Origin of the sequence: Rhizobium sp. ZPR4, from assembly GCF_040215725.1 — a bacterium.
Classification (GTDB): domain Bacteria; phylum Pseudomonadota; class Alphaproteobacteria; order Rhizobiales; family Rhizobiaceae; genus Rhizobium; species Rhizobium rhizogenes_D.
Window position 1 is genome coordinate 882873 of sequence record NZ_CP157968.1, and the last position, 25496, is coordinate 908368.

Here is a 25496-nt window from a genome sequence, read left to right on the forward strand (position 1 = left end):
ACGATGTCGTTGTTCATTGAGGTTGCCCGGAGGCCTTCGGCAGCCGGGCAACCCTTAATGTCGGCATGGATGCGTCACATTGGCGGAATGACGCCGTTTATGCCGACCAGAACACGGTCGGATTCAACCGTGTTGTCTCCAGCGGTCGTGCCGTTGATGATAACACCGGCGCCGGGTTTGATATCGTCCTTCGTTGCGCTGCCGAAAGTGACGACCGGCGTGCCCGGCGGGATCGAAATCTTCTTCTCGCCGCCCTTGTAGGTGAGCGACAGGGTAGGACCGTTGACCGAGGTGACGGCACTGGCAACCGTCGCATTCGTCATCGAGCTCTTCGGCTTCAGATCCCAGCCGTAGTCGCCCTCGCCGGTGCCCTTCATGGCGGCCGGGAAGATCAGCACTTCAAGCGCACCATTGACGCCGCTGTTTGTCGGAACGGAAGCGATGCCGACGAAATCCCCGGGCTTGATGTCCGTCACGGAGGCGTTGACGATGCCGTTGACGGCCCATCCGGACTTCAGCTTGATCGTCACGTCCTTGCCTTCGCGCGATTTGACCATCAGCGTATCGCCGCTGAGGTTCTCAACGACGCCGCGAACGCGTGCCTTGTCGGCAGCCTGTGCGGACAGAGCGGTCACCGCGCCGAGCGCCAGCGCCATACCCATGATCTTCAACTTCGTGAGCGACATTCTGCTCTCCATATCTTCGATCTTCTCGACATGATCCCCATCCGGTTCTCTGGAGCGGGTAGGGTGATCGCTTTGGAAACGGGACAATCCGCAATTGGCATCGTGTCGACGACACCGGATTGTCCCTTAATTCCGCTCCCTCATTCGGCGCCTTCGCGAATGCGTTACAGTGATCACGCCGTTGTGATCGTAAGAAGGGGGACAAAAAATTCGGATGGGGATGTAACAAGTAGCGCCGATCAACGAATGACTGCCCGTGAATGACTAAATCGGTATCGGAACAGCTCCTGAAAGGTTTGATGCTTCTGTCGCTTGATGGCGATGAGGCTGCGTACAGGCGTTTGCTCGTTATTTTGCGGGATCTGCTTTTGGCGTTTTATCGCAGGAGGCTTGGGTCCAATGCCGACCGCGACGCCGAGGATCTGGTTCAGGAGGTGCTTTTGGCAGTGCATGGCCGGCGCATTACCTACGATCGGGAACGACCGTTTACCGCCTGGTTCTTCCAGATCGCGAAATACAAGTTGATCGACCACTTCAGGGCGAATGGCAGCAAAAGAGGTGTCGAAATTGCATTGGGAGACGAGATCGCGGCCGAATTTCGAGAGGAAGCACTGTTTGCCCACCTCGACGTCGATCGTCTTCTCGATCAACTGCCCGCCAAACAGAGGGAGCTTCTGCGGCAGGTAAAGATCGCCGGAAAGACCACTGCTGAAGCCGCGATCGAGAGCGGACAGTCTGAAGCAATGGTTCGCGTCAGCATTCACCGAGGGATGCGCGCGATTGGACGCAAGCTGGGTTTTGCCAATGACGAAAAATGATGAATTCATCGAGGCTTTGGTGAGCGATCTCACCCCGGTTCGCCGTCATGCCCTGCGGATGCGGCTTGCACTTGCGATCGTTGTCGGCGTGATCGGCGCGGCTGTTGCGCTGCTCATATCGCTCGCCTTTCGCCCGCATCTGCATCATGTGACGGTGGCGGCGTTCTGGGTGAAGTTTTTATATACAGCCGTATTGATGAGCGCGACGATCGTCGCCCTTGAGCGGATTGCGCGACCGGAGGGTTCGATTGGCAATATGGTTCGGGTTCTGGGCGCGGCGTTCGGCATCGTCGCGCTGCTGGCAATCGCGCAGCTCGGACTGTCGCCGGTCTCATCCTATCCGGGTTTGATCGTCGGATTTTCGGCGTCTTTTTGTCCGTTCCTGATCATGGCTTTCGGCGTTCCCGCTTTCTGTGCCAACATGTGGTTTCTCAGGCGCGCGGCCCCCACGCGTCCAGCGCTTGCCGGTTTTGTGGCGGGTGCCTGCGCCGGCGGCGTCGGCGGCTGGGTGTATTCCTGGGCCTGCGTCGAAAACGGCATTCCGTTCATCGCGATATGGTACACGCTCGGCATCCTGCTGGGCGGGCTGGTCGGAAGCCTGATCGGCAAATTCAGCCTGCGCTGGTAGGTTTATCGCGACCAGGCGGCATGCCCCAGGCACGCGGCCGATTGGGTGAGTCCCTGGAGATCGCGGCGCGGATCCGAAGCTTTACCAATTTTCTGGCGGTGACGGTCATCGCAAGAGCGATCGGCGGGAGACGATCAGGCTTTTTCACGTTATGAATAGCAATCATTGATCCCACCAATCAGACACCGAGGTCTCCCACATGGCTTTGAACGTGCTTTTCATTGGCGGCACCGGCCAAATCTCATATCCCTGCGTCGAGCGCGCCGTTGGTCAGGGGCATCGCGTCAGTGTCTATAACCGCGGCCTGAGGGGTGACCCCTTGCCGAACGGTGTGACGTCGATCACCGGCGAACTCGGATCGGCCGCCTATGCCGATCTCGCCAAGGCCAATTATGACGTCGTCTGCCAGTTCATCGCCTTCACGCCGGATCAGGTTGCGCGCGACGTCGAGGTGTTTGCGGGCCATTGCGGCCAGTACGTTTTCATCTCTTCGGCCTCGGTCTACGAGAAGCCGGCACGCCATTATGTGATCACCGAGAAGACACCGGCGATCAATCCCTACTGGCCCTATAGTCAGGCCAAGATTGCCTGCGAGGAATTGCTCGCGGCGTCGAGGAATCTGGCCTGGACGATCGTCCGCCCCAGTCACACCGTGCGTACCGGCCTGCCGATCATGATGGGTGACAGCGACATAATGGCGAGACGCATGCTGGATGGCGAGCCCACGATTGTCGCGGGTGATGGCCACACGCCGTGGACACTGACGCGCTCGGTCGATTTCGCAGTGCCTTTCGTCGCGCTTTTCGGCAAGCAGGCAGCCCTCAATGAAATCTTCCACATCACCTCCGACCGCGCCCATATATGGGACGATATTCAAAAGTCGATCGCCAGGTTGCTGGGTGTCGAGGCGAAGATCGTCCATGTGCCGACGGATACGCTGATCAAATATAATCCGGATTGGATCGGCCCATTGGTCGGCGACAAGGCCTGGACCGCGATCTTCGACAATTCGAAGGTCAAGCGCGTGGCGGGCGACTTCACTTGCGCGGAGAGCCTGGATGAAATCCTGGCCGAACCGATCATGCACTTGAAGCAGCGCCTCGCCAAAAATCGCCCACCAAAGGGCGAGCTTGATGCCCTGATCGACAGAATTTGCGCAGCGCAAAGCGCTTTGGGATAGGACAGGCATCTTTTGAGTGCTGCCTAGGGCACTGCCTGTTGATTACCAGCTGAAAATGACCCACTTGCACATTTTACCATTACCCGCTGCGCGCCCCCAACTTGTTGAAAGAGTTGGTTTTGTTTGCTTCTGTAAGATCGGATTGAAATCCTCACATCCTGGCAGCAATTCGACCGCCTTCTGGAACGGCATACTCATGTCGTGACGGAATAATGCAAAGGACATTCCGGGGCCGGTGACAACGAACTTGTCGATATTCTGGCGCGCAATGCGGCACGCTCTGTGATGATCCAGCTGGCGGCGCTCAGTCGCAGCGCTTCGGTGCCTCAAGCGTCTTCACCATCCTGTCAACCAGCGGCCCGAACCGCTTCTGTTGCGCTGCGGGGTACTCGAATGTGAAGCTCCCCATTGCGGCATCGCAGAGCGCGATTTGCCGCATGTAGATGATCCGGTCGCCCTTGGTTCCCGAAAAGCTGGCCCATGATGAACCCCGCTTCTCGTAGGTGAACTTCCAGCCGTCCTCGGTCTCGAACTTCTTCCGAAGGTCACTCTCCTGGCTGAAGCCGCCTTCCGTCAGATAGTTGCCCCAGACCGATAGCTTCGCCGTTCCGTCCGCGCTCTCGAGACCGATCCCGTCGCCGTTGTCGGACGTCAGAACCGTTTTGAAGTCTGCAGGAAGGTCGATCACGTACCCGAAGCGGCCGTTTTCGTACGGTTTGAAGTCCGCGGCGACAACCGGCGTGGCGAACACACATACGGCGAAGATGATGGAGAAGCGATACATGGCAGCCCTCTGATGTGTCTCGCGTCAGAGGAAGTCACGAACACCGATCGGAGGTCAACAGATATCATGCCATCTCAAGGGCGTTGTCCCGGAATCACACGAGATCTTCGTCGGCACTGACGCAGCAGTCTGGCGTAAACGAGCTGCATAGCTTCACTGTGGGGGATCCTGTGATCGAATATATCGGCCGTGATTTGCTGGGATGGACAACCGTTTGCTATCGCGACGTTGAATAGCTACGGCGTGAACCGGAGCCGGTCTTGCGCGGTGTACGTGAAGTAGATCTTGGTACTAAATACTGTAACAGGTATTTGATATAATTGGAGGATTTTGCTCAAAAGTCGATATGGCTGATTCGATCCCCGTGGGTTTGTATCTCTTCAAGAGCATAAGCTTATCAGATTGCTGGCAAACAGCAGCTTTGGGGCGCGTGTCCGGCAATACTCCCGATTTAGCACTTCACTTGCGCGATGGACCGACAGAAGCCAAGGGCCTAGACCCTAGACGGGACCCAACAAGAGGCTGTTTTCTGCTTTTGTCGATGACCTTCTTGTCAAAGGTCGCATGGAGAAGCTCGCGGGCTATATCGATGGCGACAGATATATCCAGCACAACCCGCAAATCGGTGATGGCCTGTCGGAACTGGGCGCAGCTCTGAAAGCAATGACGGACGCTGGCATAACTATGAAGTGCGACACGGTCTACAGGGTTCTTGGCAAGGGGAATTTTGTCCTGACGGTTAGCGAAGGCACATTCGCGGGCAAGCTAACGTCGTTCTGCGACCTGCTCCGGATCGAGAACGGCAATATCGCCGAGCGCTGGGATACGATCGAAACCATCCTGGCCAAGGCCGATTGGCAGAACCAGAACGGCAAATTCTGACATTTCGCGGGTCTTCGGCCCCTGGTCGACTTCTGTCCGGCCAATTCGAGCGGGCTGCTCCACAGGCTGACGGCCTGAAACGTGACCGCGGTCGCATGAACATCGTAGCGGCGACAAGTCGCTGATTCGAGGTCTGTTAGAACCGCGGCTTGCATAGTGGCTTTAGAAAGATCGCTGATGTCGAACAAGCGATCGGGAATTGATTGATGTGGCTTGGAGGGCGCGAACGCCCTCCAAGCTCTCGACGATTTTATCAAGCGTCACGTTCTTGCGATCCTCAACCATCTCGACGACAACGCTTCGCGTGTTTCAACGACCGCGGGCGCAGTCTTGGCGCTCAGAACGGATAATGCTGCGCCGGATCCTCGATGGTGATCCAACGGAGATCGGTGAATTCGGCAATGGCTGCCTTACCACCGAAGCGGCCGTAGCCGCTGCCCTTGACACCGCCGAACGGCATCTGCGCCTCATCGTTCAAAGTCGGGCCGTTGATGTGGCAAATGCCGGACTGGATGCGGCCGGCGACCGCAAGCGCCCGCTGCACATCGGCGCTGAAGACCGCCGACGAAAGACCGTATTCGGTATCGTTGGCAACCCGCACGGCCTCATCCTCGTTTGCCACACGGATGATCGGCTTTACTGGCCCGAAGGATTCTTCGCCATAGACACGCATATCCGGCGTGACGAAATCGAGCAGCGTTGCCTCGACCACGGTGCCGGTGCGCTTGCCGCCGGCGACGAGCTTGGCACCCTTTGCCTGAGCGTCAGCGATCAGCTCTTCCATCTTCTTAGCAGCTTCGAGGCTGATCAACGAGCCGAGGACAACATGGCCGCGCGGATCGCCGGCGGGCAATACGGCCGCACGTGCCGCAAGCTTGGCGACGAAGGTATCCGCGATCGCTTGATGCACGATGATACGCTCGGTCGACATGCAGATTTGGCCCTGATGCATGAAGGCGCCGAAGATAGCAGCGTTGACCGCACCATCGATATCCGCATCCTCAAGCACAACCAGAGGCGCCTTGCCGCCGAGTTCCAGAAGAGCTGGCTTCAGATGCTTGCCGCTGAGCTCGGCGATGATCTTGCCGACCTTCGTTGAACCGGTGAAATTGACACGGCGAACGGCGGGGTGAGCAATCAGTGCCTCGACGACACCAGGTGCGTCCTCCGGCGCATTGGTAATCACGTTGATGACGCCAGCCGGCAGACCGGCTTCGGTCAGTGCGGTTGCGATCAGCCGTTGCGTGCCGGGGCACTGTTCGGATGCCTTGAGGATCACGGTATTGCCGCATGCAATCGGCATGGCAATGGCGCGCGTTGCCAGGATCACAGGTGCATTCCAGGGCGCGATGGCGAGGCAAACGCCGGCCGCCTGACGCACGCCCATGGCAAGCGTGCCAGGCTTGTCGGACGGGATGATCTCGCCGCCGATCTGCGTCGTCATGGCAGCCGCCTCGCGCAAGATATTGGCCGCGAGCATGACGTTGAAGCCGGCCCAGGGTGCGGTCGCTCCCGTCTCCTCCATCATCAGCTTCGTAAACTCGCCGACCTTGGCGTCCATGATATCTGCGGCCTTGGCCAGGATCGTACGGCGCTGCCCAGGACCTGTACTCGACCATGCGGGAAAGGCGTTAGAGGCAGCCTCGATCGCGGCGGCGACATCCTCAGGCTCTGCGGCCGGCGCCGTGCTTGCCAGCTCTCCCGTGAAAGGATCATGTCGGTTATAGGTGCGGCCGCTGGCCGCCGGCTTGTCGACGCCGTTGATGAGAAGGGAAATGTTCATCTCTTGTCTCCTGATGAGGATGCTATTTCAAAAACCGAGCACGTCGGCATTGATAGAGGCTTCAAGGCCGCCATCGACGGGAAGATTGGCGCCGCTGATCCAGCGTGCCCCGTCGGAGCACAGGAACAGGATTGCAGGCGCGATATCGGCTGATGTTCCTGCCCGCCCGACGCGCGTGATGTCGCTGTTGACGCGCTCATCGCCGAGCACGGCACGGAATTGCTCGAGGATCGGCGTCTCGACCGGACCGGGGCTGACGGCATTGACGCGAATGCCGCGATCCTTGAAGAGAGGCTGGTGCGGGGCACGCATCGTCCAAAGCAGCAGCAGTTCCTTGGAGAGGGGATAGCCTTCCTCGTTCTTCAGTCCGTGTTCGCTGACCAGCGCGGCAACATCCGGAAAGCCCTCAATCCCAGTCAACCTCGTTGTCCGTTCCAGATTGGCGCGCCAGCCATAACCGGCGATAGAGGCGACATTGACGATCGCCCCACCTTCGCGCAGCCGAGGCGCGACAGCTTCCGAAAGGGCACGCAGGCCATAGAAGTTGACGGCCAGCGTCGCCGTGACGCCGGTGTTTCCTGAAAGGCCGGCGACGTTGGCCAGCGCATCGATGCGGTTGGGCAGTTGCTTGACGATGTCCTCGACGCCAGCGGCAGTCGAGACATCCCCCTTGATGAAGGAGCTGATGCCCGAGGACGGTTCTCGGATATCGACGCCGATGACATCGGCTCCCATTTGCCCCGCAAGCTCCGCAGCACGCGCGCCGATGCCCGAGGCAACGCCGGTAATGAGGATGGTCTTGCCGAAAAGCATGATTTTACCTTTCCTATGAAATGCAGCGAATGCTCGCCGCTATTGTTTGTCCTTGAAGAGATCGGAAATCGTCAGCCGATAACCCACGGGTAAAAGCTGCAGATCGAAGCGGCGTTCGATTTCGCCCCAGAGACCGCGCGGCAAGTAGAGGGAGAAGAGCACCGCGGTCGCGCCGAGGCCGACCAGATACCAGACCCCTGTTCCACCGAAGACAGTCTCGATGACGAAGAAGAGAATGGCTCCGAGGATCGCGCCCTCGAACTTGCCGATGCCGCCGACCAGCACCATGAAGATCATGTAGGCGGTCCACTGTACGCTGAAATAGGTTTTGGGCTGGAAGGTGACTGCCGTTGCCAGCCATAGGCCGCCGGCAACAGCAATGCCGAAGGCGGCAAGAACAAAGAGCAGGCGTTTCGTCGCCGCGACGCGGACACCCACGGATGTTGCTGCCTCCTCATTGTCGCGGATCGCCTGCATGGCGGCCCCCGCCCGGCTTCGCATCAGAGCAAAGAGCGCTCCGAGAAGAGCGACCATGGCCGTCAGCGCCAGCCAATAGATCACACCGCGCCGCGTGCCGCTGTCATAGGCGTTCAAGGAAATCAGTGAGGTCCCGGTTTCGCCCTGTATGAGCCGGTCGAGATTGACGAGAAGATGGGCAAGCTCGGCAAGCACCCACATGCCGATGGCAAATTCGCCTCCCTTCAGCCGCAACATCAGCCATGAGAGCGGCAGTGATATCGCGCCGGTAACGACGGCTGCAGCGATGAGTGAGACGAAGGGATCGAGCCCCGCATCTGCCAGACGAATCGTGAAATAGGCGCCAAGGCCGAAGAAAACCTGCTGGCCGACGGAGACGAGACCGCCGAAGCCGGCCAGTGCGTTCCACATGGCCGCGAGGATCACGTAGATGAAGAGAGCGGTCATGCGATCGGTAACACCAGCGCTCGAGACGTTGGGTACGGCGGCGAGAAGACCGATCGCCACCATCATGGCAGCCAGGGTCAATCGTGAGGATGCAGTCCAGCGCTCGACGGAAATTTCAGGTGCGATCGTACTCATGATGGACTCCGAAGACGTTTGTGGATTTTACCGAGGCTCAGGAAGCCGAACTGGTGTAGCCGCACGAAAAGAACGAGAAGGAAGGCGATATGTCCGCCGATCAGAAAGCCCTGCGGATGGATCTGGGCGCCGATCGATTGCGCCAGCCCGAGTACGATGCCACCAAGCAGAGTACCCCAGAGCGAACCGGCGCCGCCGATGACGGCCGCCTCGAAGGCAAACAATAATTGCGGCCCGCCAGAATAGGGATTGAAGGTCGCCCGCATGGCGAGGAACGCGCCGGCAATGCCGACCGTGGCCATGGTAATCGCGGTCGCAACGGCATTGACGCGGCGCGCATCTATGCCGACGAGGCCGGCTGTATCCGGATCCTCCGCCGTGGCGCGGATCGAGCGGCCGATGGCAAACCGGCTCAGGAAGAACTGCAGTCCGCCGATAATGACGATTGCCGTCACCATCATCAGCACCGCAAGCTTGCCGACGAACACATGACCCGGCAGCTGCCAGGACGCATAGGAGAGATTGCCGATGAAGGGGGCGAGCGAGCGCGTATCCGCCCCGAATTGCTCGAACAGCAGGTTGTCGATGACGATTGACAAGCCGAAGGTCGTCAGGATCGGCAGCAACGCCCCTCCACGCGCGCTGCGATCGAGGATGAAGCGCTGTAGAAACCAGCCGATGGCAGCCATAACAGGCAGCATGATCAGCAAGCCGATGAAGGGCGGAATGCCAAGTTTCGCCGCCAGCAGCCAGAGGCCATAGGCAGCGACGACAGCAAGGCTGCCATGCGCAAGATTGATGATGCGCATGACGGAGAACATGAAGGATAGGCCACAGGCGATGACGGCATAGTAACCGCCGAGCAGAATGCCTTGGATGAGGGTGTTGGTCACGAGACGCTCCTCTCGGCTGTCGCCCGATGCAGGCCGAAATAGGCTCGGGTCACCTCTTCGCGCGTCACGCTATTTGCCGGTCTGTCGAGCACGATACTGCCCTCCAGCATGCAGATGACGCGGGTTGCGACGCTCATGGTGCGTGCCAGATCCTGTTCGACAAGCACGATGGTCGTGCCCGAAGATAAGAGCCCTTGCAGTTGCTGATAGACGCGATCGACGACGAGCGGCGACAGGCCGAGGGAAACCTCGTCGAGTAGCAAAATGTCGGGGTTGCTCATCAGCGCCCGTCCGATCGCGGTGGCCTGTTGTTCGCCACCCGACAGATGACCGGTCTTGGCGTGCCGGCGCGGTTTCAGGTTTGGAAAGGCATCGAAGATCCGCTCGATTGTCCACTCACCCGTGCGGCCGGCACTGGTGCCGAGCAGCAAATTTTCCTCGACCGTCATCTGCGAGAATAGTCGCCGCCCCTCCGGAACGAGTGCAATGCCCCTGGCGATACGTTTATGCGACGGAACGGTCGTGACATCTTCGCCGTCAAGCACGATCTGGCCGGCAGCAGGCAGATGCGCACCGGCAATGGAACGCAGCAGCGTCGTCTTGCCCGCGCCATTGGCGCCGACGAGCGCCAGCACCTCTCCCTTGGCGAGATCGAAACTGATGCCGCGCACCGCCTGCAGCAGCCCGTGTCGAACATCGAGATTGCGAACGGAAAGAATGCTCATGCGGGCGCTCCCCCAAGATAGGCGCGCACCACTTCGGCATCGCTCATGACTGCCTTCGGATCGCCATCGGCGATGATCTTGCCGGCATCCATGCAGATCAATCGCTCGACGACCTGCAGGAGGATGTGAACGATATGCTCGATCCAGACGATACCGATGCCGCGACGGCGCAGTTCGAGGATGGTGCCGACGAGTTCGCTCGCTTCACCATCCGTCAGCCCGCCGCCGATCTCGTCGAGCAGCAGCAGGCGCGGACTGGTCGCAAGCGCGCGGGCCAGCTCAAGCCGCTTGCGATCGAGCAGGCCGAGCGTATCGGCGCGACGATTGGCGACGCCGAGCATGCCGCAGAGCCGCAAAGAATCGACAACGCGCTCATAAGCCTCGTCACGGCTCGATGCCTTGCCATGCGAGGCGGCAACGAAGACATTCTCGAATGTCGTCATGCCGCTGAAAGGTTTTGGTATCTGATGCGTTCTGACAAGACCCGATCGGCAACGATCGGCCGCCGTCAAAGCGGTCACGTTCCGACCGTCAAAGCTGATCGTTCCGGCATTCAGCGGAAAGGCGCCTGCCAGCGCGCTCAGCAACGTCGTCTTGCCGGCTCCGTTGGGACCGACGATACCGACGGCATCGCCGTCTCCCATGGAAAAGTCGAGATTTTCGAGGACCACAAGCGCCCCGAAGCGCTTGTGGATCCCCTTGGCCGAGAGAAACTCCCCTCTCGGCCGATGTCCTTCTTGTCCCTGCACGATAGCCTTACCCATTGTAAGCGATGAGTTTGGCGGCGACAGGGACATTCGGATCGGTGGCGTGTTCGGTCACGACATAATCAAGCGCGAATTTCGAGCCGGCCGGCGCCTTGACCCATTGCGTGCCGACGATCGGTCCGGGAGAAACATTGGCGACAGGACCGCCGGTAAAATCCACCTTGCCGGCGATTGTCGTTGTTTTCAGCGTGCTCAGTGCCTTGGCAACCGCCTCTTTGCTCTTCGCATTCGATGCAGCTTTGAGCGCATCGAAACCGGCATCGATAAGCGACAAGCTCGCGCCGAGCTGCTGCGTCCATTGCTTGCCGTTTGCCGCCTCATAGCCGTCGGCAAGTTCGAGGCCGGAAACGCCCGTCAGCGACGACTTGTAAGGGAAGGCCTTGTGCCAATAGGCGGCGCTGGCGATGTTGACGCCGAGGTCGCCGAGCGCCTCGATATCGGAGGGGAACAGCCCGGTCTTGGCGACCTGGCAGATCTTGATCTGCTGGATGAGGCCTTGCTGTGCCGCCTGTCGCCAGAAGGCCGCGAAATCCGGCGGGATCGGGAAACTGTTGAAGATCTCGACGCCTTCCTGACGGAAAAGCGCGATCTGTGAGGAAAAATCCGTCGTACCCGTCTCATAGGCGCCGGGATCGACGATCGTGAAGCCGGCCTTGGCCAGCGCTGGCGCCAGATTGGCGCGGATTGCATTGCCATCGGCATCGTTCGGATACATGACGCCGACCTTCTTGTTGGTCTCGATCAGGTTCCATTGCGAAATATAGGTCTTCAGGAATTCACCAACGCCGAAGCCAAAATGATAGGTCCACTTGAACGGCGACGGCGCACCGGGCTTGGCGCCGCGGCCGAAATACCAGGCTTCCCACGGCATGACTGTCGAGAGACACGGCACGCCCGCCGCCTCGCAGGCATCGGCGACCGGATTGATGGTCTCAGGCGTCGAGACCGCCAGCATCAGGTCGATGGTCTGATTGTTGATCAGATCCTTTGCCAATTGGCCGGCCCGCGACGGGTCGGATTGCGTGTCGCGGTCGAGGATTTCGACCTTCCAGGTCTTGCCGCCGGCCTGTAATCCATTGGCTAGCGCCTTGCGCGCGAGATCGAGCACATAGCCATCGGTTTCGCCGAAGCCGCCAAGCGGTCCGGTGCGGGGGCTGACGAAGCCAACCTTCAGTGTGTCATCGGCGGCAAAAGCCTTGCGCCCGCCGAAGGCCAGTGCAGTCGTGCCTGCTGCCGCCGCAGTCATGAAATCACGACGCGTCAGTCCTGCTCTCGAAATCCTTCCCCTGGAACCAGTCATGCAATTCCTCCCTCTTTGGCGGAGCCCTCTTAAACTCCGTGTTCTCTTGTGTTTTGCCGATCCGTAATGTCAGATCGGATAGTCGCGCCTGCCCGAAGCAAGCGTGATCCAGCGCAGTTCCATGAACTCGTCGATCGCCGCCCTGCCGCCGAAGCGGCCATAACCGCTGGACTTCACCCCGCCGAAGGGCATTTGCGGTTCGTCGGAAACCGTCGCCTCGTTGATGTGGCAGATGCCGGTCTCGATACGTTTGGCAACGGCCAGCGCCTGGTTGATGTCGCGGCTGAACACGGCTGACGAAAGACCGTATTCGTTGTCATTGGCGACAGTCACGGCTTCGTCGATGCTGTCGACGCGGATGATCGCCGCCAGCGGTCCGAAGCTTTCCTCGCGGTATATGCGCATGGCTGCAGTGACATGATCGATGACCGTCGCGTCGATCAGCGTGCCGCGGGCGTGACCGCCGCAGACGACAACCGCGCCTTTCTGCGTGGCATCTTCGACCAGCGTACGAACGCGCCGTGCGGCTTCGGCCGTAATCATCGTCCCGAGCGGCGTGTTGCCGTTGCGCGGATCGCCGGCGACGAGCGTCTCAGCCTTTGCCTTGAATTTCTCGACGAATTCATCGGCGATCTCGTCCATAAGGATGATCCGCTCGGTCGACATGCAGATCTGGCCCTGGTTCATGAAGGCGCCGAAGGCAGCGGCACGGACCGCCTCGTCGATATCGGCATCGGCAAGCACGATGAAGGGCGCCTTTCCGCCGAGCTCAAGCAGGCAGCGCTTCAGATGCCTTGCCGATGTCTCGGCAATAATCCGCCCGACGCGCGTCGAGCCGGTGAAGTTGATCCGCCGCACCGCCGGATGGGCGATCAGGGCTTCGACGACGGTGGCGGCATCCTTGGGAGCATTGGTGACGACATTGACCACACCTGGCGGAAAGCCCGCCTCGCGCATGACCTCTCCGATCAGGCAATGGGTCTTCGGGCAGAGTTCGGAAGCCTTGAGTACGACCGTGTTGCCGCAGGCAAGCGGCATGGCGATCGCCCGCACGCCGAGGATGATCGGCGCGTTCCAGGGCGCGATGCCGACGCAGACGCCGGCGGGCTGGCGCACCGCCATGGAGACGTTGCCGGGAATGCCTGAGGGGATGATCTCGCCGGCGATCTGCGTGGTCATCGAGGCCGCCTCGCGCAATATGTCGGCGGCAAGATCGCAATTGATCCTGGCCCAAAGGGCGGTCGCCCCGGTCTCTGCGATCATCGCCGCCACGAAATCCGCCGATCGCGCAAGGAGAATATCCGCCGCCCGATTGAGCATGGCGCGGCGTTCACCCGGTCCTAGTTCCGACCATACGGGAAAGGCAGCGGCGGCGGCGTTGGCCGCCCGCGCTGCGTCCGATGTCGAGGCCGCAGGCGCGATGGTCGCGACATCGCCGGTCGCCGGATCAAGGCATTCGAAGGTGGATGCATCTGATGCATCCACCGTCTCGTCATTGATCAGAAGCTTTGCCACAAACATCGCGATCGTCCGCTCCTTCGTAGGTCTTTTCCTCAAACGCATCAACGGGAGGAGGCGCGCGCAGACGCGCGCGGCCAGGATAGGCCTCGCAATCGGCATTTGTTGTGTGGAGTCCTCCTCCCAGAGGCTCATGAGATGAGACTACGCCATTGCAATTGGGAAGGAATGTGTTTTTCTGGGTTAATGTTGTAATTATCTGGCATTCCCGGCGGCGGTATCGCGGTGCCGGCAGGAGGCGCACTTCATGGTTTCTGATGGCGGCATCCATCACCATGCACACGGCGAGTGGCGTGAGCCATCGCTGTCGCACCGGACGATCCGTTTTCAGAAAGGCATCTATGCCGATTTCCACCATCTGTTTCTGCTGCAGGCTGGAACGGCCGCCTTGTTGTTCGAGCCGGAGGAGCAACGATCGTTGCAAGGGCCGGCGCTCGCTTATCTGCCACCGCAGGCGCGGTGCGAGCTGCGCATGGCTGCGGGTGCAGCAGGCTTCCTGATCGGCGCGTCGCCGCAGATCATGGTGGACGCGATTGGCGACCAGGCGGAATCCTATGCGCTGCGGACTTTCAGCGAGCGGCCCTGGCTGACGGACGAACCGAAGCCGCATGCAGTCGAAGAGACGCAGCCGCTGGTGGCGGGCTTCGTGCGGGAGCTTGGCGATCCCTCGCGCGCCTCGTGGATGGTCATCTCCGCCTATTTGCGGCTGATCCTCATGACGCTGTGGCGCACCGGCGGCAGTGATGCGGCCGAGCAGCGTGGCCGCGGCGGCGGCGCTTCGATCCTGCAGCGATACCGGCAATTGGTGGAGATCTGGTTTCGGCAGCACCGGCCGATCAGCGATTATGCGCAGGAGCTCGGTGTCACCACCGACCGCCTGCATTCCATCTGCAGCAGCGCGCTCGCGCGCTCTCCTGTACAGCTCCTGCATGAACGCGTCGTCCAGGAGGCGAAGTTGAGGCTGGAACGCTCCGCCAGGACCGTCCAGGAGATTTCGGACAGTCTTGGATTTCGGGACCCCACCTATTTCAGTCATTTCTTCAAGAGAAAGACCGGATTTTCACCCGCCACCTATCGCGATTTCGCCAGGAAGGCGGAAGTCGCCCGCAGCGACATGCTTTCGTCGGGCTATTCGGATTGGCCGTGATCAGATTGCGAACGGGCAGGCTTTGCAGCTCAGGCATGGATAGGCTTGGGTGCGGTCAGCATCAAGGCATCCAGCGCCACTGCACCTTCGCCGTCGGGATAGATCACGACGGGATTGAGGTCTATTTCACGGATTGCCGGTTCGGCCAGTAGCAGCTGGCCGAGCGTGGCGATGATGCGGGCGGCGGCATTCACGTCGAGCGGCGGCGAGCCGCGGAAACCGCGTAGCAAAGGCGCATTCTTCAGCCGATGTAGCTCGCGGATAATAGCGTCATCTGGCAGATCGGGCGTCAAGATGCGGACGTCCCCAAGAATCTCCGCCGTAACGCCGCCGAAGCCCGCGAGGATCACAGGTCCCCAATCCGGATCATTGCGCGCGCCGATGATCAGCTCGATGCCGCGTTTGCCCATGGCTTCGATCAGCACGCCGTCCAGGGCGAGGCCTGGGCGATGGCGCGCGATATCGGCATGCAGCCGGAGCCAGCCCTCCTTGAGGCTGGTTGCGTCCACCAATCCGATAACGACGCCACCCGCATCGCTCTTGTGGCTGAGATCGGGCGATTGCGCCTTCAGCACCACGGGATACCCAATCGCGGCAGCTGCCGCGAGGGCTTGTTCAAGGGTTGTTGCCAGGCGGCCTGCAGGAAAGGGAATTCCGAGTGGCGCCAGGATTTGCTTGGCCTGATATTCGGGAATGACACCTCCCTGCGAGGGGAGGCCGGCAATCGCGACCGGTGCCACGGTGCGGGTGGCGATGTCGCGAGCCGCGAATGCGTCAATGCGTTTCAGCGCTCGGAAGGCCCGTTCGGTCGACGGGAAATAGACGATGCCGAGCGCCCGCAACTGCGCGATATAGTCCGCCGGGATGGGAGCACCCTCATCGAGCCCGGCGAAGATCAGCGGTTTTGCCGGCTTGCGCTCTCGCACCGCTTTCAGGATCGGCGGCAGCTTGATGGCTGAGGTGACAGGGTCGGTCTGGATGATGCAGGCGACAATGCTAGCAAAACGGGTATCGTCGAAGAGGGCGGTGAGCGTTTTGTCGTAAAGGTCCGGCTCCACGAGGCCCTGTGCCGTCAGATCCAGCGGATTGCTGACGCCCACGAAGGGCGGCAGGACGGCGCGCAGCGCCGGCGCGGTCTCATCGTTAATCGGAGGAAGATCCAGCCCAAGCTCCTCACACAGATCGAGCGTCAGCGCCTTGAACGCGCCGGATTCGCCAAGCACCGCTGGGCCTCCAGCCGGAAGGGCCGGGCACCGCAGGGCGATCTCGGCGATGTCACCAAGTTCCTCGAGCGTCTCGGCCAGAATGACGCCGGCACGCGCGACCTTGGCGCGCATGACCTGATAGTCACCGGCCAAGGCACCGGTGTGGGTTGCGGCGGATTCACGCGCCGCACTGCTCCGGCCGGGATGAAGAAGGACGATCCGCTTTCCCTTCGCATATGCTTTGCGCGCCGCGGCAAGGAAACGGACTGGCTTGCGGAATTGTTCAACGATCATCGCGATGACCTTCGTGGAGGCGTCCTGCACCAGAAACTCCACATAGTCTTCGACGCCGCTTGCGGCTTCGTTGCCGGTCGAAATGGAATAGGAGAGGCCCAGATCGCGGCTGGCGAAGGTCACGCCAAGGACGGCAGCCATGGCACCGCTTTGCGACACGATCGCAATGCCCGGCCTGGCGCCGAGTTCCTCTGACGCAGTTTCGATGAAGGTCAGGGGGATGCGGTCAACATGGTTGACCATGCCGAGGCAGTTCGGCCCCTCGATCACCATTCCCACCTCGGCCGCTATGCGGGTGATCTCGCGTTGATCGGCCAACCCTTCCTCGCCGCCCTCGGCAAAGCCCGCCGAAAAGATCACCGCCGCACCAACACGACGGCGGGCAAGCGCCTCGATCGAGGGAAGCACGGCTGCGCGCGGCACGGCAAGAACGGCCGCATCCACGCCGTCGGGCAGGTCATCGATCGAGGCGAGGCAGGGCCGTTCGCCGATCTCGGTCCGTTTGGGGTTGATCAGATGAATGGCACCGGCATAGCCGCTGCGGTCGAGATTGGACAATACCGAAGCGCCAAGCGCGCCGGGCTTGTCGGAGGCGCCGACGATCGCCACCGATCTTGGACGCAGCAGCCGTTCCATCGAACCGCTGGGAAGAGCCGATGGGCGCGCGCTAGTGGTCTCGACCGTCATGGTAGGGCGCTCCTCAGGCCTGGTGCTTGGATTTGTCATAGGCCCCAAGACCGGGCTTGTAGGTCTTGTCGTCGATGAACTGCTTGATACCTTCCTTGCGTCCCTCGTTATCATAACTGTTGGCCGCTTCCTGGGCGCGCACGAGGTAATCCTCCGCATTGTCGTAGGTCATCTCCCGCACGCGGCGAATGGCATCCTTGGTGGCTTTGAGTGCTACAGGGTTCTTTTGCAGCAGGATGTTGGCGACATCGGTCACGCGCGCCTTCAACTGCGCAAGCGGCAGGGACTCGTTGACGAAGCCCCATTCGGCCGCCTTCCTGCCGCCGATGTTCTCGCCGGTCAGCGCGTGGTACATGGCGTTGCGGAAGGATGTGAGCTCGGTCGCCACCTTGGCGGCGCCACCGCCGGGCAGAATGCCCCAGTTGATCTCGCTCAGTCCGAATTTGGCTTCATCGGCGGCAAAGGCGAGGTCGCAGGCGAAAAGAGGCCCGTAACCGCCGCCGAAGCACCAGCCGTTCACCATGGCGATGGTCGGTTTCTGATACCAGCGCAACCGGCGCCACCAGCCATAGCTCTCACGCTGTGCCTTACGCGTACCCTGTAGACCGTAAGCCTCGGTCTCGCGGAAATATTCCTTGAGATCCATACCTGCTGACCAGGCCGTACCCTCGCCGGACAGAACCAGTACACCGACATCGGCCCGAAACTCGACCTCGTCCAGAACCTCCATCATGCGCCGATTGAGCGTGGGGCTCATGGCATTGCGTTTCTCCGGGCGGTTGAAGCTGACCCAGGCGATACCGGCTTCAACGACAAAGGCGACGGTATCTTTTTCGGGATGTTCTGTTGTCATGATGCTGTCCTTCTTGCCGTTCGGGCCTGCACATCAAAAGGGAACCGGCCGCAAAGTCGCGACCCGCGTTGAATACAGTAAACCTCACTGCGCCATGTGAGCCGCAGTGCAACCGAAATGAAAAGTTCCATGTCGGCCGGCGCGAATGCACGGCCGACTACGGACCGGGAGAGCTGTTGCCTCGCGGATCAACTGATCGCGGTGTACCTGCCGGTATTCTTCAAACGGAATTCCTCCAGTACCGGCAAATGACCTCCTCGCCGGTAATGTTATGTCTCATAGCATTGTTTGATTGTTATGTGCAATAGCATTATACGTGGATTATGGATATCGACGCCCGCACTTCGAAATTGAACGACCCGCTCGAGACCCTGCTTGGCTATCAGCTGAGGAGGGCGTCCAATGTGATGATGGCTGACCTGGGCTCAAGGCTGCAGGCAATCGAACTCAGGCCGGTCGAAGCTTCCATTCTGACGCTGATCGATGCCAATCCCGGCTGTACCCAGAGCGATCTCGGACGCAGCCTCGGCATCCAGCGCGCCAACATGGTTCCCTTGATGCTCGGGCTGACCAAAGCCGGGCTTGTCGACCGAGCTCCGGTTGGCGGCCGATCGCAGGCTCTTCGCCTCACGAGGACCGGCATGGAGAGGGTGGAGACAGTGCATGCCATCATCGGCGCACACGAGGCGCGGTTTCTGCGCCTTTTCGCGCCCGAGCTGCGGGAGGCGGCGTTGGAAGTCCTGCGAAGTATCCGGCAAGAGGGGGAAGGGGCCTCGCGCCAGGATAACCTGGAGCTCCCGACTGGTGGTTGATCGGCTAAAACCGTAACAGTCGGTCGCCGCAGCGCTATCTATCTACGCATCTTCCGGACGTGCTTGGATTATTCTGCTGCGGTGAGGTCGGGGCGATAGCCGGTATCGATGACGATCCGTCCGCCGCAAGCCCGCGAAACGCAGGCGCACATGCGTGAATTTTCCTGCCGCTCGGCTTCGGAAAAGAAAACATCGCGGTGGTCGATCACGCCATCCGCTTCGATGATGTTGACGGCACAGAGTCCACATTCGCCGCGGCGGCAATCGAAAACCATGTCGACGCCGGCCTCCACCAAGACGTCGAGCATGGATTGGTCGGCCCGAACCCGAACATGGGCACCGAGTTTAGCGACTTCGACATCGAAGGCCTGCTCGGCAAAGCGGCCGTTATCGCCAAAGACCTCATAGCGCAGGCGACTCATCGATCGTCCGCTTTTCTGCCAAGCCTGCCGCGCTGCCTCCAGGAGGCCGAGCGGGCCGCAGATATACGCCTCGCCATCCGGCGGCAGGGCTGCAAATTCGGAGTCGAGATCGAGAGCCTCGCCGTCATCCTGAGCAAAGACCTGCAACCCGTCGCCAAGCAGCGCGGCAAGCTCGTCGAGGAAGGCCATTTGCCGACGGCTCTTCGCGGCATAGGCTAGCCGGAGTTTCTGCCCGCGCGAGGCGAGTGTTTTCGCCATGCCATAGATCGGGGTAATCCCGATGCCGCCGGCAATCAGGAGATAACGGGAGGCGCGCCAGGAAAGCTCGAAGCGGTTCTCCGGCTCCGTCAATTCAGTGTCATCACCCGGTTGCAGCTGCCAGATGAACGCCGAGCCGCCGCGGCTGTTCGGGTGAAGCTTCACGGCTATGGAAAGCGTGCCGGGCCGTCCGGGTACAACGGTATAAGTGCGGATCGTCGGTTCTCCGTTGATCTGTACCCTGATATTGGTGTGTGAGCCGGGATCGAAGCCGGCACGCAGGCCTTCGACGGCGAAGGTCACCGCCCGCACATTCTCGGCGATCGTTTGTGCCTCAATGACCCGCGCCTTGCGCCACTCCAGTCTGGACCGCATATTTCCCTCCCTTTGATGAATCTCGATGATCAGGCGGTTATCCGCTGCAAAGGCCTGCTCCCCACGAGCCTCTTGCGCTTCAGCCGGACATCAGCGCCAGCGCTAGCACCTTGCGGCGCAGGTCTGGTTGTTCTTCCGTGACGAAATCCAGGTTTTGACGTGCCAGGCGTGCATGTTCACGCGCCAGCGCTTCGGCGCGCGCGCCTTCGCGCAGTTCGATCGCGGCAATGATCGCCCTGTGCTGCGTCTGCGCGACCACCAGCGTGCGTTGAAAGGCCGGCACGTCCGCTTCCGTATTGACGAATGCATTGGGGCTGGCAAACGGCAGGCTGGTGATCCGCTCGATCTCTCGGCTCAGGACATCGCTGCCGCATAGGGCTGCGAGTTGTCGGTGAAAACGTTCGTTCAGCATTTCATAGAGCCCGAAATCCATGGCGCCCGGTCCCGGCTCGACGACACGGTCGAGATTGGCGACCACGTCCGAAATCGCCTTCAGCTTTACCGGTGGCACGCCGCGTTCTGCTGCCAGCCGCGCGGCTGTGCCTTCGAGAACGCCGCGAAGTTCTATGGCGTCGATCACGTCTTGGCGGCTGAAGCCGCGGACAGCATAGCCGCCCGAGGGGATCATGACGACCAGCGCTTCCTGTTCCAGCTTTTGCAGGGCGGCCCGTAACGGCGTACGAGACACCTTCAGCCGGGCGGCGAGCGCCACTTCTGAAAGCCGCTCTCCGGGCAGCACCTCGCCTTTGAGCACGAGATCACGAAGGCCGGTCAGGGCCTTTGCCGTCTGCTGTTTGGGGGCGCCGTCCTGTTCTGTCGCCATGCCCTACTCCGCCGCCACAGCGGTGGCGTTTTCTCGTGGATTGATTTCTTCGTCGATCATCCGGTCGATAAGCTTGCGAGCCCACATCGTACCGGCATCGATATTGAGATTGTAGAATTGATGATCGGGATTGGCCTCGATCGCGATCTGCTGTGCTTGAAGCACCGCCTCATCCTCGCGGAAGACACCGGCGACGCCCTCGCGCAGTTCATGCGTGCGAGCCTGGTTATGCAGGTCGTAATTTCGGGCAAAGGCCCAGAAATACAGACAGGTGTTCTCAGTCGACGGCGTGATCGTGTTTAGGACGTAGCCGTTCACGCCTTGCGAGCGGTCTCCCTGCTCGGCGCCAGTACCGGCGGCCGCGACACCGACATCAATGGTGACGGTGCAAGGAGCCTCGAAGCGAATGATCTGCCAGCGATCCACCTTGCCAGGCTTGCCATATTGTTTGCGCCAGAAGGGTGGAGGGTCGATCTCATGCATCCACCTGGTCACATAGGCGAAGCGGTCGGAATGGCTGGCTTCGAAGGGGGCTTCCGCCACGGCGCGATCGCCGATCGAGGAACCGTGCACGAAGGTTTCATGGGTGAGATCCATCAGGTTGTCGACGACAAGGCGGTAATCGCATTTCACCTCAATCAGCTTGCCGTCAGCGGCCCAACCGGGATCGTCGTTCCAATGCAGGTCAGGGATCAGCGCCGGGTCGGCGAGTGCCGGCTCGCCCGGCCAGATCCAGACGAAGCGGTGCTTTTCGGCGACTGGATAGGATTTGACGCAGGCCGATGGATTAATGGTGTCCTGTGACGGCATGTATACACAGCGGCCGGTCTCGTCATATTCGAGGCCGTGATAGCCGCATACCACGTTGTCGCCATCAAGCCGACCGAACGAGAGCGGCACCAGCCGGTGCCAACAGGCATCCGCCAAGGCTGCGGGCGTGCCATTTTCCTTGCGATACAGCACGATTGGCTTGTTGCAGATGGTGCGCGGCAGCAGCGCGCGCTTCAGCTCCACATCGTAGGCGGCAGCATACCAGGCATTCAGGGGAAAGGTTGATCGCTTCATCTCATCTGTCCTCCTCAGATGGCTTAAGGAGCGCACGATGTATACATTATGTCAAGATGAAGAGTAAAAATTCGAAAATATGACGTTTATGGCGGTATTTATCTCGTCGCTGTATACAGTCAAATCAACTGATAAGGCCAAGTTTTTTCAATCTGTATTCCAGCTTGGCGCGGGTGAGGCCAAGGCTGCGGGCAGCGGCCGAGACATTGCCGGCCGCGGCCCGCAGCGCCTCCCGGTAGAGCGTGTCTTCGGCGGCGGCAAGGTCGCCTGGCGAGGCGATAAGGCCAGGATGCGAGACAGCGATGGGTATATCCTTCGGCTTTATCCGCCCATCCCGGTTCAACGTCTGCGGAAACGTCAGGGGGGCTTCGCCACTCGTGAAGAGATGGTGGATATCGACGAGGCCACCAGACTCGGCAAAAATCACGCCGCGTTCGATCAGATTCTGCAGTTCACGGATATTGCCCGGGAAGTCATAGGCCAAAAGCGCATCGATCGCTCGTCGCGACAGGCCCATGATATTGCGGCGGTGGCGTTCCCGGAAAATGCGCAGGAAATGATCGATCAGCATCGGAATGTCATCGCGTCTGTCGCGCAGCGGGGGAATGACGATCGGGAAGACACAGAGGCGGAAATAGAGGTCCTGCCGAAACCGTCCGGCGCGCACTTCGCCTTCAAGGTTGACATTGGATGCCGCCACCACCCGTACGTCGGCCGGAATGGTGCGGATGCCGCCGACCCGCTCGATCTGCCGCTCCTGGATGGCGCGAAGCAGCTTTCCCTGTGCGGCATAGGCGAGCGAAGCGATCTCGTCCAGAAATATGGTGCCGCCCGCAGCCCGCTCGAAATATCCCGGCCGGGATGCGATTGCGCCGGTATAGGCCCCCTTTTCGACGCCGAACAGCTCCGATTCCACCAGGTTTTCGGGGATCGCAGCGCAGTTGATCGGCACGAACGGGCCACTGGCCCGGCCGCTCAGCCGGTGAAGCTGCTGCGCAAAGACCTCCTTGCCAACGCCGGATTCGCCGATCAGCAGCACGGTGGCCTCGGTATCGGCGACCTTTTCCACCATCAGCCGGGCGCGCAGGAAACTTGCCGATACGCCGATGACCTGGCTAGAACCAGCGGCTTCGGACGGACCGGCCTTCGCCGGCGGCTCGGTCGACTGCAATGTCGGCTCGGCGCTCCGACGAACGATGCGGCGGGACCTCGGCCATTCAAGCCCGAGGTAAGCGCGTTCCGGTGCGTCGTCGCCCCATTCCTCCGCATTCTGGCCCACCACTTTGCAATGGGATGCCCCCATGCCGGCGCACTCGACTTCGCGAAAGATGACGGGGCGTCCGAAAAGCGTGCTGGTATAGCCGCTGGGATAGCCCGTCTGCATCCAGCAGACCGGCGCGCTGGCAAGGCCGTGATGGGCGATGTGTTCGGCGGCTTCGGAGGAATCGTGCCAGTCGAACTCGCCGAAGTAGGTGCCTCGGGCGCTGTCGAATTCGAAATGCCGGGTGGTGACCTTGACGAAGCCCTCGAGGGTGTGGACCCGTGGCCCGGCCGCCAGCGCGTGGGTCAGATCCTCGTTCGGAAAACGCTTTTGGATCAACTCCGCATCGCGCACGCCCTGCATGTAGCCGACCCGCATGAACATGGCCGTGGCGGTTTCGACCCCGAAGGCTTCGATGATCTCCTGCCGGAGCCGGCCCAGAACCTGCGACTGCATCAATACCATGCGCTGATCGTTCAGCCAGATGCGTCCATCCCCGATTGCGAAGTGAAGGGCCTCGGTCAACTCGGTCAATGTCGGGGACGCCCCGGTGTCGAGCTCGCTATACGCGCCGCGCGACAGCATCTTGCCGGTCCGTTTGGATGCATCGGCCAGGGAGATCAGGTGCGGCGGAAGCGTGCGCTTGGGCATGATCATCTTTCATGGAATTCTGAAAATAACGAAGCTATTCATCATCTAATGAATTTCGGCAAGCCAATTTCCGAAACGGCTTTGATCTCTCGATCCCCTGAAAATCAAGTTGGTGGAAGCGTTTATCTGCCGCGATCATCGTCCGGCTCGGCGGAAAAGAAAACTGGCACGCGCCTTGCTGCGGAGGGAGTGACCGCTTGAGGAGCAGCGGCCGGGAGGATTGCAGCATTATCATAGCCGACGTCGGTCGAACTGTGCGGACCGTGCAATGGTGAAGCGATGCCTTTCTCTCATGACAAGAGGATCTGAGGAGGCCCACAGCATGAATATCCAAATCCATAGTTTCATCGATGCCGAGCGCTGGACCGGCCGCGCCTTCTTCGGCGGCTGGGATCGGACCGAAGCGGGGACGATCAATGTCATTGATCCCGCCAACGGAACGGTTCTCACCTCCGTCGGGCTTGGTGGGCCAGCAGACATCGCCCGTGCCGCTGGCGAGGCACGCGCTGCCCAGAAGGCCTGGGCAAAGATGCTTGGCGCGGAGCGTGCGCGCATCCTCAACAAGGCCGCGGAATTGCTGGAGGCAAACGGTAAGGAACTCGCCCAGTGGATCATGAAGGAGTCCGGCTCGATCCATCAGAAGGCGATGATTGAGATCGAGCACGGAGCGCTTTTCATTCGCCATGCGGCAACACTCGCCACGGCTCCCTCCGGCGTGTTCCTTCCCGGCATGGATGATCGTGAAAACTATGCCCGACGTGTGCCGCATGGCGTCGTCGGCGTCATCTCGCCGTTCAATTTTCCGCTCGTTCTCTCGGTTCGTTCCATTGCCGCCGCGCTGGCGGTCGGCAATGCGGTGGTGCACAAGCCCGATCCGCGCACGCCGATCTCCGGCGGCATCATCATTGCCCGTATTTTCGAGGAGGCCGGCTTGCCGGCGGGCATTCTGCATATCGTGCCCGGCGGCGCAGATGCCGGCGAAGCTCTCTGCAGCGATCCGAACGTGGCGATGATCTCTTTCACGGGCTCCGCCCGCGGCGGTGCCAAGGTTGGCGAGATAGCCGGCAAGAACCTGAAGCGTGTTCAGCTCGAACTTGGCGGCAAGAACGCGCTAATCATTCTTGATGATGCCGATCCTGACGTCGCGGCCTCCAATGCCGCCTGGGGCGCGTTCCTTCACCAGGGTCAGATTTGCATGGCAACCGGCCTGATTCTCGTTGACGAGACGATCGAACGGGCGGTGACTGAGCGGCTGGTCGCAAAGGCCGCGCAGCTGCCAGTTGGCGATCCCTCGAGCTACCAGGTGGCGCTCGGGCCGATCATTTCGGATGCCCAGGTGATGGCGATCCAGGCGATCGTCGACGACGCTGTGACAAAAGGCGCCCGATTGCTCGCCGGCGGTAGCGGAAAGGGGCGCTTCTATCCCGCAACCGTGCTCTCTGGCGTGAAGCCCGGCATGCTCGCCTTCGAGGAGGAGATCTTCGGCCCTGTCGCCTGTATCGTCTCTTTCCGCAGTGACGAAGAGGCGATAGCGCTTGCCAACCGATCCGACTACGGCCTCGCCGCCGGGGTCATTTCCGCCGATATCGGCCGGGCGATGGCAGTCGGACAAGAGCTTGAGGTTGGCCAACTGCACATCAACGACCAGACGGTCAATGGCGGGCCATATGCCCCCTTCGGCGGACGCGGCAAATCGGGTAACGGCACGCGGGTGGGTGGCCCGGCGGACATCGAAGAATTCACCCAATGGCAGTGGGTTTCGATCAAGAACGCCGCAACACCCTATCCGTTCTGATCTGCCTGCATT

23 protein-coding genes are annotated in these 25496 nt (G+C 60.8%); 7 read left to right on the forward strand and 16 right to left on the reverse strand.

Annotated elements, in window-relative coordinates; all coding sequences use genetic code 11:
* Nucleotides 1-74: 74 nt before the first annotated feature.
* Nucleotides 75-662 (reverse strand): hypothetical protein, encoded by a 588-nt coding sequence (locus tag ABOK31_RS23630; RefSeq protein WP_349961274.1) that lies wholly within the window; start codon nt 660-662, stop codon nt 75-77.
* Nucleotides 663-946: 284 nt separating this feature from the next.
* On the opposite strand from ABOK31_RS23630, the gene ABOK31_RS23635 reads away from it, so the two are divergent.
* From ABOK31_RS23635 to ABOK31_RS23645, 3 genes are all read left to right on the forward strand, one after another.
* Nucleotides 947-1504, forward strand: a complete 558-nt coding sequence (locus tag ABOK31_RS23635; protein ID WP_349961204.1) for a sigma-70 family RNA polymerase sigma factor — start codon at nt 947-949, stop codon at nt 1502-1504.
* On the forward strand, nt 1491-2132 hold the full coding sequence (locus ABOK31_RS23640; RefSeq protein WP_349961206.1) for a DUF1109 domain-containing protein: 642 nt from the start codon (nt 1491-1493) through the stop codon (nt 2130-2132). Before ABOK31_RS23635 ends, ABOK31_RS23640 begins: the two co-directional genes overlap by 14 nt.
* Before the next feature lie 199 nt (nt 2133-2331).
* A complete protein-coding gene (locus tag ABOK31_RS23645) occupies nt 2332-3312 on the forward strand; it encodes an SDR family oxidoreductase (protein WP_349961208.1) in 981 nt (326 codons plus the stop codon).
* A 304-nt stretch (nt 3313-3616) separates the two neighbouring features.
* Here ABOK31_RS23645 and ABOK31_RS23650 read toward each other — a convergent pair whose 3' ends face one another.
* A complete protein-coding gene (locus tag ABOK31_RS23650) occupies nt 3617-4096 on the reverse strand; it encodes a hypothetical protein (RefSeq protein ID WP_349961210.1) in 480 nt (159 codons plus the stop codon).
* A 564-nt stretch (nt 4097-4660) separates the two neighbouring features.
* On the opposite strand from ABOK31_RS23650, the gene ABOK31_RS23655 reads away from it, so the two are divergent.
* Nucleotides 4661-4978: a hypothetical protein gene (locus ABOK31_RS23655; RefSeq protein WP_350019303.1), complete on the forward strand. Its 318-nt coding sequence runs from the start codon at nt 4661-4663 to the stop codon at nt 4976-4978.
* A 337-nt stretch (nt 4979-5315) separates the two neighbouring features.
* Here the strand turns inward: ABOK31_RS23655 and ABOK31_RS23660 are convergent, their stop codons facing one another.
* The 8 genes from ABOK31_RS23660 to ABOK31_RS23695 form a co-directional block, all read right to left on the reverse strand.
* The gene (locus ABOK31_RS23660) at nt 5316-6761 is read right to left on the reverse strand and encodes an aldehyde dehydrogenase (protein WP_349961211.1); all 1446 of its coding nucleotides are present in this window, start codon (nt 6759-6761) and stop codon (nt 5316-5318) included.
* A 27-nt stretch (nt 6762-6788) separates the two neighbouring features.
* The gene (locus ABOK31_RS23665; RefSeq protein ID WP_349961213.1) at nt 6789-7574 is read right to left on the reverse strand and encodes a coniferyl-alcohol dehydrogenase; all 786 of its coding nucleotides are present in this window, start codon (nt 7572-7574) and stop codon (nt 6789-6791) included.
* Nucleotides 7575-7613: 39 nt separating this feature from the next.
* Nucleotides 7614-8633 carry a branched-chain amino acid ABC transporter permease gene (locus ABOK31_RS23670; RefSeq protein WP_349961215.1) on the reverse strand — a complete coding sequence of 340 codons (1020 nt, stop codon included), beginning with the start codon at nt 8631-8633 and terminating at the stop codon, nt 7614-7616.
* Nucleotides 8630-9526, reverse strand: a complete 897-nt coding sequence (locus ABOK31_RS23675; protein ID WP_174182115.1) for a branched-chain amino acid ABC transporter permease — start codon at nt 9524-9526, stop codon at nt 8630-8632. The genes ABOK31_RS23670 and ABOK31_RS23675 overlap by 4 nt, the downstream gene beginning before the upstream one ends.
* Nucleotides 9523-10251 carry an ABC transporter ATP-binding protein gene (locus tag ABOK31_RS23680; protein WP_349961217.1) on the reverse strand — a complete coding sequence of 243 codons (729 nt, stop codon included), beginning with the start codon at nt 10249-10251 and terminating at the stop codon, nt 9523-9525. The genes ABOK31_RS23675 and ABOK31_RS23680 overlap by 4 nt, the downstream gene beginning before the upstream one ends.
* Nucleotides 10248-11015 carry an ABC transporter ATP-binding protein gene (locus ABOK31_RS23685; protein WP_349961219.1) on the reverse strand — a complete coding sequence of 256 codons (768 nt, stop codon included), beginning with the start codon at nt 11013-11015 and terminating at the stop codon, nt 10248-10250. Before ABOK31_RS23685 ends, ABOK31_RS23680 begins: the two co-directional genes overlap by 4 nt.
* A complete protein-coding gene (locus ABOK31_RS23690; RefSeq protein WP_349961220.1) occupies nt 11008-12318 on the reverse strand; it encodes an ABC transporter substrate-binding protein in 1311 nt (436 codons plus the stop codon). Before ABOK31_RS23690 ends, ABOK31_RS23685 begins: the two co-directional genes overlap by 8 nt.
* A 69-nt stretch (nt 12319-12387) precedes the next feature.
* Nucleotides 12388-13839, reverse strand: coding sequence for an aldehyde dehydrogenase (locus ABOK31_RS23695; RefSeq protein WP_349961222.1), 1452 nt, complete (start codon nt 13837-13839; stop codon nt 12388-12390).
* Nucleotides 13840-14083: 244 nt separating this feature from the next.
* Here ABOK31_RS23695 and ABOK31_RS23700 point away from each other — a divergent pair, with 244 nt between their 5' ends.
* On the forward strand, nt 14084-14983 hold the full coding sequence (locus ABOK31_RS23700; RefSeq protein WP_349961223.1) for an AraC family transcriptional regulator: 900 nt from the start codon (nt 14084-14086) through the stop codon (nt 14981-14983).
* A gap of 29 nt (nt 14984-15012) precedes the next feature.
* Here the strand turns inward: ABOK31_RS23700 and ABOK31_RS23705 are convergent, their stop codons facing one another.
* Together ABOK31_RS23705 and ABOK31_RS23710 are read right to left on the reverse strand one after the other, a co-directional pair.
* Nucleotides 15013-17169, reverse strand: coding sequence for an acetate--CoA ligase family protein (locus tag ABOK31_RS23705; protein WP_349961225.1), 2157 nt, complete (start codon nt 17167-17169; stop codon nt 15013-15015).
* 13 nt (nt 17170-17182) lie between these two features.
* Nucleotides 17183-18022, reverse strand: a complete 840-nt coding sequence (locus tag ABOK31_RS23710; RefSeq protein ID WP_349961226.1) for a p-hydroxycinnamoyl CoA hydratase/lyase — start codon at nt 18020-18022, stop codon at nt 17183-17185.
* 407 nt (nt 18023-18429) lie between these two features.
* Here ABOK31_RS23710 and ABOK31_RS23715 point away from each other — a divergent pair, with 407 nt between their 5' ends.
* Nucleotides 18430-18834, forward strand: a complete 405-nt coding sequence (locus tag ABOK31_RS23715) for a MarR family transcriptional regulator (protein ID WP_234910367.1) — start codon at nt 18430-18432, stop codon at nt 18832-18834.
* A gap of 68 nt (nt 18835-18902) precedes the next feature.
* Here ABOK31_RS23715 and ABOK31_RS23720 read toward each other — a convergent pair whose 3' ends face one another.
* From ABOK31_RS23720 to ABOK31_RS23735, 4 genes are all read right to left on the reverse strand, one after another.
* A complete protein-coding gene (locus tag ABOK31_RS23720; RefSeq protein WP_349961228.1) occupies nt 18903-19889 on the reverse strand; it encodes a PDR/VanB family oxidoreductase in 987 nt (328 codons plus the stop codon).
* Nucleotides 19890-19968: 79 nt separating this feature from the next.
* The gene (locus ABOK31_RS23725; RefSeq protein WP_349961230.1) at nt 19969-20712 is read right to left on the reverse strand and encodes a GntR family transcriptional regulator; all 744 of its coding nucleotides are present in this window, start codon (nt 20710-20712) and stop codon (nt 19969-19971) included.
* A 3-nt stretch (nt 20713-20715) separates the two neighbouring features.
* Nucleotides 20716-21777, reverse strand: coding sequence for an aromatic ring-hydroxylating dioxygenase subunit alpha (locus ABOK31_RS23730; protein WP_349961232.1), 1062 nt, complete (start codon nt 21775-21777; stop codon nt 20716-20718).
* Between the two features lie 124 nt (nt 21778-21901).
* Nucleotides 21902-23689: a sigma 54-interacting transcriptional regulator gene (locus ABOK31_RS23735; protein ID WP_349961233.1), complete on the reverse strand. Its 1788-nt coding sequence runs from the start codon at nt 23687-23689 to the stop codon at nt 21902-21904.
* 322 nt (nt 23690-24011) lie between these two features.
* On the opposite strand from ABOK31_RS23735, the gene ABOK31_RS23740 reads away from it, so the two are divergent.
* Nucleotides 24012-25484, forward strand: a complete 1473-nt coding sequence (locus ABOK31_RS23740; RefSeq protein WP_349961234.1) for a benzaldehyde dehydrogenase — start codon at nt 24012-24014, stop codon at nt 25482-25484.
* The last annotated feature ends 12 nt before the right edge of the window (nt 25485-25496 follow it).